Origin of the sequence: Actinoallomurus vinaceus (assembly GCF_039542055.1) — a bacterium.
Classification (GTDB): Bacteria; Actinomycetota; Actinomycetes; order Streptosporangiales; family Streptosporangiaceae; genus Actinoallomurus; species Actinoallomurus vinaceus.
The window spans coordinates 229,413-242,127 of record NZ_BAABHK010000008.1; the positions used below are offsets into that span (position 1 = coordinate 229,413).

General features: G+C 69.7%; 14 protein-coding genes. 10 read left to right on the top strand and 4 right to left on the bottom strand.

The features are described from left to right. Nucleotide 1 precedes the first annotated feature (1 nt). On the bottom strand, nucleotides 2-655 hold the full coding sequence (locus ABEA24_RS27695) for a response regulator transcription factor (RefSeq protein ID WP_345434061.1): 654 nt from the start codon (nucleotides 653-655) through the stop codon (nucleotides 2-4). A 157-nt stretch (nucleotides 656-812) separates the two neighbouring features. On the opposite strand from ABEA24_RS27695, the gene ABEA24_RS27700 reads away from it, so the two are divergent. From ABEA24_RS27700 to ABEA24_RS27725, 6 genes are all read left to right on the top strand, one after another. Next, nucleotides 813-1,343 carry a hypothetical protein gene (locus tag ABEA24_RS27700; protein WP_345434062.1) on the top strand — a complete coding sequence of 177 codons (531 nt, stop codon included), beginning with the start codon at nucleotides 813-815 and terminating at the stop codon, nucleotides 1,341-1,343. Nucleotides 1,344-1,357: 14 nt separating this feature from the next. Continuing rightward, a complete protein-coding gene (locus ABEA24_RS27705) occupies nucleotides 1,358-2,575 on the top strand; it encodes an efflux RND transporter periplasmic adaptor subunit (RefSeq protein WP_345434063.1) in 1,218 nt (405 codons plus the stop codon). After that, the gene (locus ABEA24_RS27710) at nucleotides 2,572-3,333 is read left to right on the top strand and encodes an ABC transporter ATP-binding protein (protein ID WP_345434065.1); all 762 of its coding nucleotides are present in this window, start codon (nucleotides 2,572-2,574) and stop codon (nucleotides 3,331-3,333) included. Before ABEA24_RS27705 ends, ABEA24_RS27710 begins: the two co-directional genes overlap by 4 nt. Next, nucleotides 3,330-4,556 carry an ABC transporter permease gene (locus ABEA24_RS27715; protein ID WP_345434066.1) on the top strand — a complete coding sequence of 409 codons (1,227 nt, stop codon included), beginning with the start codon at nucleotides 3,330-3,332 and terminating at the stop codon, nucleotides 4,554-4,556. The genes ABEA24_RS27710 and ABEA24_RS27715 overlap by 4 nt, the downstream gene beginning before the upstream one ends. 203 nt (nucleotides 4,557-4,759) lie before the next feature. Beyond that, a complete protein-coding gene (locus ABEA24_RS27720) occupies nucleotides 4,760-5,251 on the top strand; it encodes an RICIN domain-containing protein (RefSeq protein ID WP_345434067.1) in 492 nt (163 codons plus the stop codon). Between the two features lie 399 nt (nucleotides 5,252-5,650). Next, nucleotides 5,651-6,145 (top strand): hypothetical protein, encoded by a 495-nt coding sequence (locus ABEA24_RS27725; RefSeq protein WP_345434068.1) that lies wholly within the window; start codon nucleotides 5,651-5,653, stop codon nucleotides 6,143-6,145. Between the two features lie 224 nt (nucleotides 6,146-6,369). Here the strand turns inward: ABEA24_RS27725 and ABEA24_RS27730 are convergent, their stop codons facing one another. Continuing rightward, the gene (locus tag ABEA24_RS27730) at nucleotides 6,370-6,903 is read right to left on the bottom strand and encodes a hypothetical protein (protein ID WP_345434070.1); all 534 of its coding nucleotides are present in this window, start codon (nucleotides 6,901-6,903) and stop codon (nucleotides 6,370-6,372) included. A 179-nt stretch (nucleotides 6,904-7,082) separates the two neighbouring features. Between ABEA24_RS27730 and ABEA24_RS27735 the strand changes: the two genes are divergently transcribed. The 4 genes from ABEA24_RS27735 to ABEA24_RS27750 all read left to right on the top strand — a co-directional run bounded on the left by ABEA24_RS27735 (nucleotide 7,083) and on the right by ABEA24_RS27750 (nucleotide 9,439). Next, entirely contained in the window at nucleotides 7,083-7,652 is a 570-nt protein-coding gene (locus tag ABEA24_RS27735; RefSeq protein ID WP_345434071.1) for an NADPH-dependent FMN reductase, read from the top strand. Beyond that, on the top strand, nucleotides 7,649-8,098 hold the full coding sequence (locus ABEA24_RS27740) for a MarR family winged helix-turn-helix transcriptional regulator (protein WP_345434072.1): 450 nt from the start codon (nucleotides 7,649-7,651) through the stop codon (nucleotides 8,096-8,098). Before ABEA24_RS27735 ends, ABEA24_RS27740 begins: the two co-directional genes overlap by 4 nt. A 163-nt stretch (nucleotides 8,099-8,261) precedes the next feature. Next, nucleotides 8,262-8,771 carry a SigE family RNA polymerase sigma factor gene (locus ABEA24_RS27745; protein WP_345434073.1) on the top strand — a complete coding sequence of 170 codons (510 nt, stop codon included), beginning with the start codon at nucleotides 8,262-8,264 and terminating at the stop codon, nucleotides 8,769-8,771. Beyond that, nucleotides 8,768-9,439, top strand: coding sequence for a hypothetical protein (locus ABEA24_RS27750; RefSeq protein ID WP_345434074.1), 672 nt, complete (start codon nucleotides 8,768-8,770; stop codon nucleotides 9,437-9,439). The genes ABEA24_RS27745 and ABEA24_RS27750 overlap by 4 nt, the downstream gene beginning before the upstream one ends. Nucleotides 9,440-9,518: 79 nt before the next feature. Here ABEA24_RS27750 and ABEA24_RS27755 read toward each other — a convergent pair whose 3' ends face one another. Next, a complete protein-coding gene (locus ABEA24_RS27755) occupies nucleotides 9,519-11,831 on the bottom strand; it encodes a xyloglucanase (RefSeq protein WP_345434075.1) in 2,313 nt (770 codons plus the stop codon). A gap of 202 nt (nucleotides 11,832-12,033) precedes the next feature. Then, on the bottom strand, nucleotides 12,034-12,621 hold the full coding sequence (locus ABEA24_RS27760; RefSeq protein WP_345434076.1) for an SLATT domain-containing protein: 588 nt from the start codon (nucleotides 12,619-12,621) through the stop codon (nucleotides 12,034-12,036). Nucleotides 12,622-12,715: the final 94 nt, after the last annotated feature.

A 12,715-nucleotide genomic window follows, 5' to 3' on the forward strand; every position in this document is an offset into this window, starting at 1 on the left:
TTCAGATCCGGTAGCCGCCGCGCGCGACGGTCTCGATGACGGGTGGGGTGCCGAGCTTCGACCGCAGGCGGTTGATCGTCGCCTTGACCGTGGTGGTGAACGGGTCGGCCGCCTCGTCCCACACCCGTTCGAGCAGTTCCTCGGCGGGCACGACGCGGCCACGCGCGGCGAGCAGGTACTCCAGCACCGCGAACTCCTTCGGGCTGAGGGCCAGCCGCGCGCCCGCCCGGAACGCCGTGCGCTGACCCGGATCGAGCCGCAGGTCGCCCTGGGACAGGATCGGCGGCACGGCCGGCTGGGCGCGGCGGCCGAGGGCCCGGATCCGCGCGACCAGCTCCGCGTACGCGAACGGCTTGGGCAGGTAGTCGTCGGCGCCGAGGCTCAGCCCCTCGACCCGGTCCGCGATCGTGCCCGACGCGGTCAGCATCAGCACCCGGGTATGCCGCCCCTCCGCCATCAGCGTGCCGCAGACGTCGTCGCCGTGCACGCCGGGCAGGTCCCGGTCGAGGACGACGACGTCGTAGTCGGTCAGCGCCGTACGGTCGAGGGCGTCCTGGCCGTCGTACGAGACGTCGACCGCCATCCCCTCCCGGCGCAGGACCCGCGCCACCGAGTCGGCGAGCTCCACTTGGTCCTCGACGACCAGCACTCTCATCCGCAGACCTCTCGCATGGGCGTCAGCATGCCCGATGCCCGGTCACAACCGCGTCACAGCGACGAGGACCGTGATGTGACCGCCCGATCCGTAGAACAGACCTCAGCGCCGGGCCAGGTGAGCCCGGCGTCATCAACATCACGGAGAGGTCGACGACATGAACAACACGCATGGGACGAGAACGCGACGCGTCTGGTCGCTGGCCGCGGCGATCCTGATCGCCGGGGCGGGTCTGACGGCCTGCGGGGGCGGTTCCGGCTCCGCCAAGGCGTCGAGCCCCGCCGCGGCCCAGCCGGGCAAGGCCGGCGGGAACTCGACGAAGGCGGTGAAGTACGCCGAGTGCATGCGCAAGAACGGCGTGCCGGAGTTCCCCGACCCGGACCCCAACGGGCGGGTCATGCTCACCGGGAAGAAGGGAAGCGGGCTGGACCCCGAGTCGTCGCAGTTCAAGGCCGCCACGCAGGCATGCAAGGCGTACGCGCCGCAGGGAGTCGTCGGCGGGGGCCAGGCCGACCCGGCGATGCTGAAGTTCTCCCAGTGCATGCGGAAGAACGGCGTGCCCAGCTTCCCCGACCCGCAGGGCGGGAAGCTCATCATGAAGCAGGGGTCGGGCGTCGATCCGAACTCGCCGCAGTTCCAGGCCGCGCAGAAGACGTGCCAGAAGCTGCTCCCGGGCGGTACCCAGTGAGCTCGGACGGCCCGGTGAGCACGCGCGTCTCCGGCCGGGAGGTCGAGACCACCGGCGCGACCGTGCCCGACCGGGCAGGGGATCCGCAGACCTCCGAGGTCGCCACGTCCGAGCCTGCGAAGCCGCGGAGACGGCGACGGCGCCGGTCCGTACGGGCCGGTGCCGCCGTCCTCGTCCTGGCGGTCGCGGCGGGCATCGTGGTCGCCACCAGGCCGTTCGGCGAGGGGAAGAAGTCGCCCCCGCCGGCGGCCGGCGCCTCGTCGCTGGCCACCGTCCAGCGGGGTCCGCTGTCGTCGCAGGTCGACCAGAGCGGCACCCTCTCGTACGTCGCTCAGGAGGACGGGACTCCCTACTCGATCGTCGGTCATGCCACCGGCATCTACACCTGGGTGCCGAGCACCGGCGACGAGATCAAGTGCGGCAAGGTCCTCTACTGGGTCGGCGACACTCCCGTCGTGCTGCTCTGCGGGAAGTGGCCGGCGTACCGCGACCTGTCGGAGGGGGACAGCGGGAAGGACGTGCGCGAGCTGAACCGCAACCTGGTGAAGCTCGGGTACGCCGACCGGTCGGACCTCGACCCCGACTCGAAGTACTTCGGCTCGGCGACCGCGGCGGCGCTCGAGAAGCTGCAGGACAAGATCGGGGCTGACGAGACCGGGTCGCTGAAGCTCGGTGCGGCGGTGTTCCTGCCCGGCCCGTTGCGGATCACCAAGGCGATGGCCCGGCTCGGTACGAACGCCCGGCCGGGCGAGCAGGTCGCCCAGGCCACGTCGACCGACCGCCAGGTGACCGTGAAGCTGGACGCCTCACAGCAGTCCCAGGTCAAGGTCGGCGACAAGGTGCAGATCACCCTTCCGGACAACCGGACGACGTCCGGGAAGGTCGGCCGGATCGGCGCGGTGGCGAGCTCGTCGGGTGACAAGGACTCGGACTCCGCCAGCGCCACGATCCCGGTGTACGTGACGCTCCAGCATCCGAAGGACGCGGGCGCGCTCGACCAGGCGCCCGTACGGGTGCAGATCACCACCGCCGGGGTGAAGGACGCGCTGATCGTGCCGGTCACCGCGCTGAGCGGCCAGGCCGGCGGCGGTTACTCGGTGGAGAAGGTCGACGCCCGGGGCGCGCACAGCGTCGTGCCGGTCACGCTCGGGCTGTTCGACAACGCGGACGGCCTCGTGCAGGTCTCGGGGAGCCTGGCCGAGGGCGACCGAGTGGTGGTGCCCGCCTCATGAGCCCGATACGACGGAGACGGACACCGGTTCTCGGGGACGGCGGCGCGCCACCCGCCCTCGACCTGGCGGCGGTGACCAAGACGTACGGCGAGCAGCCGCCCGTGCGTGCGCTGCGCGGGGTGAGCCTGACCGTACGGAAGGGCGAGCTGCTGGCGATCGTGGGCCCGTCCGGGTCCGGCAAGACCACGCTGCTGCACGTGATGGGCACGCTCGAACGGCCCACCACCGGCACCGTCCGGATCGACGGGGTCGACGTCGACCGCCTCGACGACCGCGGGCTCTCCGCGCTCCGGGCCCGCAGCATCGGCTTCGTCTTCCAGCAGTTCTTCCTGGCCGAGCACTCCACCGTGCTGGACAACGTCGCCGACGGCCTGCTGTACGCCGGTGTCGAGGTCCGCGAACGGCGGAGACGGGCCATGGAGGCGCTCGCCCGCGTGGGGCTGGAACAGCGCGCGTCCTCCCGGCCGACCAAGATGTCGGGCGGTCAGCGGCAGCGGGTCGCGATCGCCCGCGCCCTCGTGGGCCGGCCCGCGATCGTGCTCGCCGACGAGCCCACCGGCAACCTCGACAGCGCCACCGGAGCGTCGATCGTCGAGCTCCTCCACGAGCTCAACGCCGACGGCGCGACGATCGTCGTGATCACGCACGACGCGGAGCTGGCCGCCCGCCTGCCCCGCCAGGTGCACGTACGCGACGGGCTGATCACCTCCGACAGCGCTCGCGAGCGGATCGACGTACCCGCGGAGATCCGCTCATGACCGCCCTGGTGCCCGCCCGGCTGAGATTCGGCGACCAGGCGCGCGTGGCGAGTATCGGGCTCCGGGCCCGGCGGCTGCGGTCGGCGCTGTCGGCGCTCGGCATCGCGATCGGCACGGCCGCGATCGTCGCGGTGCTGGGGCTGTCCTCCTCGTCCCAGGCCGGGCTGCTGCACGAGATCGACCGCCTCGGCACGAACCTGCTGACGGCGAAGAGCGGACAGGCCTTCTCCGGGCAGGCGGCCCAGCTGCCACAGGAGGCGCCGGCGAGGATCTCGCGGCTCGCGGCCGTCGAGCAGGTGGCCGACACGGCCACCGTCGACACCGCGAAGGTCTACCGCAGCCCGCTGATCCCCCCGGTCAGCACGAACGCGCTCACGGTGCGGGCCGCCAGCCTCAACCTGCTGCCGGTGATCGCCACCAGCGTCGACCAGGGACGCTGGCTGAACTCCGCGACCGCCACTGAGCCCGTCGTGGTCCTCGGCGCGGTCGCCGCACAACGGCTGGGGATCGACAGGGTCCATTCGGGGCAGCGCGTCTGGCTGGGCGGCCAGTGGTTCTACGTCGCCGGGATCCTCAAGCCGGCGGTGCTGGCGCCCGACATCGACACGAGCGCCCTGGTCGGCTACCCCGCCGCCCAGCGCTACCTGAACCACACGAGCATCGTCCATGGCAAGGCCGCGAACGGGCCCCCGAGCACGATGTACGTCCGGTGCCGGACCAGCCAGGTGAGCGCGGTGCACGAGGTCCTGGCCCAGACCGCCAACCCCGAGTCGCCGAACGAGGTCGACGTCAGCCAGCCCTCCGACGCGCTCACCGCCCGCGCCGCCGCGAGCGGCGCGTTCAACAGCCTGTTCCTGGGCCTCGGCATCGTCGCGCTGATCGTCGGCGCGGTCGGAGTGGCCAACATCATGATCATCTCGGTGCTCGAACGCCGGTCGGAGATCGGCCTGCGCCGCGCGCTCGGCGCGACGCGGGGACAGATCCGTACGCAGTTCCTGTCCGAGGCGATCGCGCTGGCCTTCCTCGGCGGCGCCGTCGGTGTCGCGGCCGGCGTCCTGGCCACCGCCGTCTACGCGGCCACCAAGCACTGGGCGGTCGTCATCCCCCCGGAGGCGTGGGCGGGCGGCATCGGCTCCGCCATCCTGATCGGCGCCCTCGCCGGCCTGCTCCCGGCCCTCCGAGCCTCCCGCATGGCCCCCACCGAGGCCCTGCGAACCGTCTGACCGCTGATCGCCGAGAGGTCTCGCTCGCCGATGTGGGGGGACCCTCGGCGATCACGCGCGTTCGCGACGGGTGATCTGCTCCGTCGGCGGTGGTCGTGGGCGCTCGCCGAGGCACGCCATCGCCACCATGTGTTCGTGATCCATTAGTGAGATTGACACCGATGATCCATGTCGAGGCCCTTGATCATCAACAGACTTCTGCCATGAAAACGCGTTTCACCAGGCGGTTCGCCGCCGCAGTGGCCGTCACCGCCGCAGCGGTCGTGGGCGCCGCCGTCCAGACGGGCCCGGCGAATGCCGAGACCGTGTACTGGACGTTCAAGAATCGACAGACCGGCAAGTGCCTGACCGCCGGCTCGTCCGACGTCGTGTGGGCCACCTCCTGCAACGGCTCCTCCAGCCAGCAGTGGGACTGGATCGCCAGTAATTACAGCGGGGGATGGAAACTGCTCAAGAGCCGGTCCACCGGGCTCTGCCTGCGCACCGACGCGAAGACCACGAAGAACGCCACATGGCAGAGCGCCTGCGACCGCGACGCCACGGGCGAGCTCTTCTTCTACTACGCCGACCTCCAGGAATTGACCACCGGGAACGAGCTCTACCTCGCGATGGACTCCGGCAGCTCGGGCGGCGTCTACACCACGTCGTACTTCGGGGACTCCGGCTACGCCTACTGGTCCGGCACCCACACCTGATCCACACGCTTCTCGAAGGGTGGGTCGGCGGCCCCGGATCGCTGCCGGCCCTCCTGCAGGTCGTCGACCACCGTCGAACGCTATCCACAATTGCGGGGACCCCTGGCGGTCACCCGCTCTCGCGTGGGGACGACGTCGCCCGCCGGCCGTCGATCCCCGTCCGCAGCGGCATCGAACGGATGATGACTGTCCGTATGTCGGTATAGTCACAGTCGCCCAGGGCTCCGCCGGTGATCACGGGGGAGATGTGCCCTCGTAAAGTGCGGAATTTCGGGCCTATTCGGCGGTGATTCCGGGCGCTCGCCGAGGGGGGCGCGGTAACCATCAGTTCGTGATCTATAGGTAGAGTGGACACCTGGCGGTCGCGCGGAGTTTCTTGATCGACCAGAGACTCCTCGCATGAAGAAGCCCCACTTCACCAGGCGAATCACCGTCGCAGCAGCCATCGCCACCACGGCCGTGACGGGCGTCGCGGTCGAGGCGGCTCCCGCGCACGCCTCCACCACTTACTGGTCGTTCAAAAATCAGTACAACCACAACTGCCTGACCTTCAGTCTGACGACGACCCGCGTCTGGACCTCCGCCTGCGGTAACGAGAGCCAGCAGTGGTGGGACTGGGTCCCCAGCAACATCAGCAACTTCAGCATGCTGAAGGCCAAGGGCCGCAACCTGTGCCTGCGCACCGACCACAAGTCCGCGACGAACGCCGTCTGGCTGAGCAGCTGCGACAAAAACGCTGACGGCGAGGCCTTCCAGTACCAGTACTACACGAAGGCCTTGGTCAGCAGCCCCTACCTCGACTTCATTGCGGCCGACAATAACTCGGACGCCGTCTACAGCGTAGTCAACAGCTCGTCCACGAGCTACTGGGACTACGACACCCACGTCGCCTAATGATCCACCCGGGAGGTGGCGGTGTCGGCGGCTCGATTCGCTCCGAATCGACCTCCCACGGCTTCCGCCCCGCCAGTTGAATCTCAAATCATATTGCCGTGCTCGCCGAGGACCGCCGTGCGCGGAGCACCGACGATCCTCGGCGAGAACCCGCTACCCATCGGTCCGGTCGCCGCAGACGACGCCGTGGCCGTTGACCGCAACCTGGTGGCTACCTGAGCGTGTTATCCCCACTGGGGGCCTACGACTCCGGCGGCGCAGAAGGTGCCGGGCGGGATACTCGGATTCGGCCTCGGTGTGCCTTTGACCTCGGCGAATCCGGACAGCAGCAACGTCCGGTACCCCCCGTCGGGCGAGAAATGGCCGTCCTTGCCGGTTTCCAGCACGGTCAGTCGGAGGTCCCGCTCCGGAGCTCCGAACCTGAGGCACAGGTGCCACTCCTGCTCGCCCACAGAGTCATCGACTACCTCGACCCGCATCGCTCCACCGAGCGCGTCGGCATAGTGGTCGATGAGCCACGCTGAGCCCGCCCGGGCCGTCGCCCAACTGCTGTCATGAGGGTTCGTCTCCAGTCTCGCCAGGCCATGGACGTCGCGCGCCCTGACGCGCCCCAGGAATTTCGCCATGGTCGATCGGAGGTCGCGGTCGACGTCACCCGTCATGACCACGTCTGGGGGAAGCGGCGGTGGTCTCTCGTCGCCGCATGCTCCAGCCAGGACGGCGAGAGCTAACAGCGATAGGAGGCGCCTGGGCATCATGATCGTTCAACGTAGTGCGGGAGCGTTCGGCCGGCACGCGTAACCCGCGCAGCGGGCCGTACAAAAGGCTCGGCGATCGGTACCAGGGCCCGCCACGACCTGGTGTACGGGCGGAACGCGCCTCGACCCGGGCGCGACCACTCGCCAAAATTATATGTCCGGCTATAAGATTCCCGGCTATGGAATCTATCGATGTGTTCGGCATCTGCGGGAGTGTGCGGGCCGGATCCTTGAACCGGGCGCTGCTGCTGGCCGCGCAAGAACTGGCCGGTGCCCCCTTCCAGGTGGAGGCATGGGACGGCAACGCGGGGGTTCCCCACGTTGACGCGACCATGGGGCGTCCGTTCCCCGCGGTCGTCGCGACCTTGCGAGACCGGGTCGCGGCGGCTGATGTGCTGCTGCTTGTGACGCCGGAATTGAACCGCAGCATTCCCGGCAACATGAAGGACGTCGTCGACTGGCTGGGGATTCTCGCACCGCCCCGCCCGCTGGCCGGCAAGCCCGTCGTGCTGATGAGCGCCTCACCGAACCGGCTCGGCGGCGCGTTCGCCCAACTGCAGCTCGCCGACCTCCTCCGGCGTTGTGGCGCCGAGGTCCTCTCCGACCTTGACGTGGCGGTCGGCTACGCCCACCGTCACGTCGACGACCACGGTGTCCTGGTGGGCGAGGACCCACGACGGGAAATCGCCGAACTATGGCAACGCGTTCTCACTCGGGTTCAAAGCGATCGGCAGGTAGTGCCGGCATGACCACCGGGCGTCAGATCGCCGCCGACAACGGGCCGGTCGGTTACGCGCTCGCCCACGCCACCAGGGCACACCGTGCCGTGTTGCAACACCTGACGGCACAACTCGGCCTGCACTTGGGCCAGGAACTCATCATCGTCGACATCCACCACAACCCCGACACGACCCAGGCGGAACTCGTCCAGCGGCTCGGCCTCGAACAGCCCACCATCGCCAAGGCGCTCACCCGGATGGAACGGACCGGGTTCATCCAGCGCGCCACCGACCCCGGCGACCGCCGCGTGACACGCCTGCGGCTGACCGAACGCGGCGAGGCCGTCGTGGACGCCGTGACGGCCGCGTGGGCGGAGACAGAGGCCCGGGCCACCGCCGGGCTCACCGACGAGGAGGCCCAGCAACTCATCCGCCTGCTGACCGTCGTTCGCGACAACCTCGAACAACCCCACTGACCGCACGCTTCCGAGCGGCAGTGGCTTTCCTGCGCACGGTCTGATCCCCGCGATCGCCGAGCGGTCTCGTACCCCGGAATGTGAGACCCTCGGCGATCACAGGCAACCCTTCCGGGCCGCTCGGCGGTACTCGTGAGCGGAAGCACGTGAGATGGGGTTGCCTATGCGAGATCGACCGGAGTTCACCGCCTACGTGGAGGCGCGATCACCGCGGCTCGTCCGTACGGCATATTTGCTGTGCCACGACTGGGCCCTCGCCGAGGATCTCGTGCAGACGGCGCTGGCGAAGGTCTGGCGTGCCTGGCGCCGGATCGGCGCCGACCCGGACCCGTACGTGTACAAGGTCCTCGTCAACACGCACGCGTCGTGGTGGCGGCGCCGATGGCGGGCCGAGGTCCCGACCGAGACGATGCCGGAGACGCCCGATCCCGCCGACGCGATGAGCGTCCGGGACGACCGGGCCGCCATTCACGCGGCGCTTCGGCGGCTGCCCGACCGGCAGCGCGCCGTGCTGGTGCTGCGCTACTTCGAGGACCTCACGGAGGCCGACGTCGCGCGGATCATGGGCTGTTCCGTCGGCACGGTGAAGAGCCAGGCGAGCAAGGCGCTGGCCAAGTTGCGCATCGATCCGGAGTTCACCGCACCCGCCGCGGTCCCAGGGGGAGTGTCATGACGCGTACCATTCACGATCTGCAGGCCGTCCTCGAGGACACCAGCGCCCGCGCGCCCGGTAACGACGACCGCATGCCCGCCGTGCGGCGCAAGATCCGCCGTAGCGCCCGTCGGCGCCTGGCCGTCAACGCCGCGGTGAGCATCGCGGTCCTGGCGACCGTCGGCGTCGCCGTCCCCCGGCTGACCGACCGGGGCCCGGAGACGGTGCCGGCGGCCGGAGAGTCAGGCCCGCTGCCGGCGCGCTACTTCGGCATGCCGCGCATCGCCGCCCAGTCCTACTTCGAGGCCGGCAAGATGGTGCACCTGCGCTTCACGCCGACGGGCCGGAACACCGCGATCGTCATCCAGTGCCCCCCCGGGTTCAACGCCTGGCAGAAGGCGGGGAATTCATCGGCCTCGGGAGACTGTCAGCGTAACCGCCTCCTCCCTGGTCAGGTGACACTCAGTGAGCCGAGAGGCGGATACCTCCCGCCGGGCGAGCCCGTGGACCTGGAGGCCGCGGTCGTCCCGATCCGCGATCTGGACCGGGTGACCCTCTCCGAGTCCGTCCAGCCCTGGGAGGGAAAGCGCATGACACTCGGCCAGTACCTCGCCACGAACCCGGTCGGAAAGGCCACCTGGTCGATCGCCGTCTACAGCGGCACCTGCAAGGGCAGTGACTGCCCGTAGGAGGGCGCCTGATCATTCAATGTGGTTCGGGACGCCCAGCCGGGGAACTACCGGCCGGGCGCCCCGGTGCTGGCGGATGTCAGCCCGTACGGTCGCCGTAGATGACGCCGCGGCCGTTGGTCGCCACGTAGACGCGGCCGTAGATGCGGGGGTCGCCGGTGATGGCGGCGCCGATGTTGCCCCACTGGTGCGCGTCGTCGTTGATGCGGACCCAGGTGGTTCCGGAGTCGTCGGATCGGAAGATGCCGCGTACGCCGCCGACCTTGGCGATGATGTACAGCGCCGGGTAGGTCTTGCCGGTGGCGGCCATGCCGAAGCCGACGTTGTCGGCCTCCTGGACGCTCGACAACTTGGTGAACGTCGCGCCCGAGTCGGTCGAGTGCCACAGGCCGTACGCCGAGCCCGACCCGCCGGCCAGCCAGATGTCGCCCTCGTGCCCGGCGACCGCCTTGAACCGTACGTTGCCGGAGGACGGCAGGCCGGTCGCCGCGGTGGCGGTGAAGGTCGCGCCGCCGTCCGTACTGACGTAGAAGCGGCCGCCGGAGAAGCCGTAGAACTTCTTCGGGTTCACCCGGTCGGAGCCCACCCGCGCGCCGGACGGGATGCCGGACGAGGCGGTCCAGGAGTTGCCGAAGCCGACCGCGTAGTACACGCCCGTGCCGTCGGGGCTCCACACGAACCGGCTGCCGTCGGCTGCCGCCGCGACGGTGCCGCCGTTGGTCACGCCGGGCGGCTCACTGCCCTGCCACCAGTTCGCGCCGCCGTCGGTGGAGAAGCCGATCCGGTTGACGTTCGGGTTGGCGGACTTGTCGATGTCGCCGACGCGGACCATCCAGCCGGGGTTGGTCTCGGCGTCGTCGAGGCTCGTCGTGGAGGTCAGGGTGGGCTGGGTGAACATCATCGACGGGATCGCGTCGAGGTTGGTGTGCCGGAAGCCGCCGATGTCGCCGAGGGCGGACAGCAGGTGCGCGTCGCCGGACGGCGGGCTGATCAGGTCCAGGGCCGCCGTCTCCTCCAGGCCCTTCACCATCGGCTTGATGGAGATCTGCTTCGCGGCGTCCCAGTCTGTCAGATTCGTCGTGCCGTAGATCGTGGCACCCGTCCCGTACATCATGCGCGCGGAGTTGAACGGGTCGATCTCGAGTGCCTCGGTCATCCAGCCGAGCTTGGGCGTGACCTCGGGCGGCTGCGGGTTCGCGCCGAACGTCAGCCACGGCACCGACGAGACGTCCAGCGTGTAGCGGAACGTACGGTTCGGGTAGCTGCTCCAGTCCCAGGCACGGGTCCACGTCGCGCCGCTGTCGGTGCTGCGCCAGATCATCGTGTCCGGCCACCAGGAGCTGTAGCCGGTGACCATGATGGTGCCGGGGTGCTGCCGGTCGACGGTGAGCCCGCTGTAGCCGTAGTAGTTGTCGGAGCTCGACGCCGGGATCGGGCTGATGTCGGTCCACGCGCCGGTCGCGGTGTTGTAGCGCCACACCTGGCCCTTGGACCCGTCGTATGGGCCGCCCTTGTCGCTGGTGGCGAGGTACAGGTAGCCGTTGGTCGTGTCGAGCACGCCCTTGTGCGCCAGGTAGCCGGTCGGCTGGTCGGCGACGCGCTGCCACGTGGAGCCGCCGTCGGTGCTCTGGTAGACGGTGTTCTGCGGGTCGGCGACGCCGACGTAGATGGTCTTCGTGGCAGTGCCCGAGCTGCTACTGCGTTTGTCGAACGTCACCCACACGACGCCCTGGTTGTCGCTCAGGTAACCGGAGGAGTCGCTCGGATCCTGCTTGTACGTCCCGGGGTTCGGGAAGGACGTGACCTTTCCCCAGGTGGCGCCGTAGTCGGTGCTCCGCCACAGGCCGTTACCGCTCGGCGCGCCGAGGTAGAGGACGCTGTCCTTGTTCGGGTCGATGGCCAGGCGCTCGCCCTCGCCGCGGCCGGGCATGTTGCCGCCCAGCTTGAACGGCAGCGACGTGGCGGTCCAGCTGTCGCCCTTGTTCGTGGACCGCAGGATGGCGCCGTTGTTCGGGTCCCAGCTGTTGGTGTACATGCCGGCGGCGACGTACACGCGGTTCGGGTCGACCGGGTCGGTGGCCAGGCTCGCGGCCCCCATCCATCCCCAGTTCGTGAAGCCGATCGAGTCGAGCAGCGGCGTCCACGAGCTCGTGCTCTGATTCCAGCGGTAGACGCCGCCGATGTCGGTGCGGGCGTACACGAGATTCGCCTGCGACTGGTTGAAGACGATGCTCGGGACGAACCCGCCGCCGCCGATCTGGACGTTCTTCCAGGTGTACGACTCCGCGGCGGAGGCCGCGCCGCCGGCGGCGACCTGGCCGACGAGACCCGCCAGGACCATGATCGCGGCAGCCAGCGCGGCCGTGAACGCGCCGACCGGATTCCTGCGCATTGACGGACTCCTCTCTCGGCAGCGCTTCCGGGAGGGTGGGCACCCAGACTGCCGATCAAGGCCGACGCTCACACCGGCGTGTCGAGACCGTCAACGATTCGATTCGCCGTTCGACGGCCTTTCACGAATCGCCGGATCGACCAGCGGAAACGCGGAAGAGAATCCGTTTGACGGCGGCGCCGTTCGACCATACGGGCCGAGCTCAGGCGGGCTGGTCGGCCGCCCGGTGCGGGGTCTGGAAGACGCGGACGATGTCGCTCATGCGCTCGGTCATGACCTCTTCGGCCCGCTCGACGTACCGCTTGCGCTCGGCACGGTGCTGGGCCCACGCGGGCGCGGGCGGGGCGTTGCGGATGACCGCGTGCCAGCGGCCGGTCAGCTCGTCGAGGACCTGCCGCGCCTGCATGAAGGCGTGGCCGGGCAGGTCGACCTCGCGGGACTGTCGCGCGGCCGTCTCGACCGACCGGTACGCCTTGGCGGCCTCGGCCGCCTGGTTCTCCTTACGGCCGGGGGCGACCATGCTGACGACCGTGGCGAGCAGGGCGGCGGCCAGCGCCAGCCCGCCCGCGACGAGAGAGAAGCGGTTACCGGCCAGGACGAGGCTGCCGGACACCCCGGCGGCCAGGACGGCGGTCGACCCGAGCCAGAGGTTCAGGACGCGCCAGATCTTCACCGTCTCGGCCTGGGCGCGCGCCGAGTGCGAGCAGTGCTCCTCGATCCGGTACAGCTCGGCGGCGACCGTCACGCGCCACGCGGGTTCGATGCCGCCGAAGAGTTCGTTGTCGACCATGGCGTTTCCCCTCGATTCCTCGCCGATGATGACGCCGATGATTCAGCGGGTCGTGGCGGGGATGGAGGGCGCACGACGGAAAACAGGAACCCCG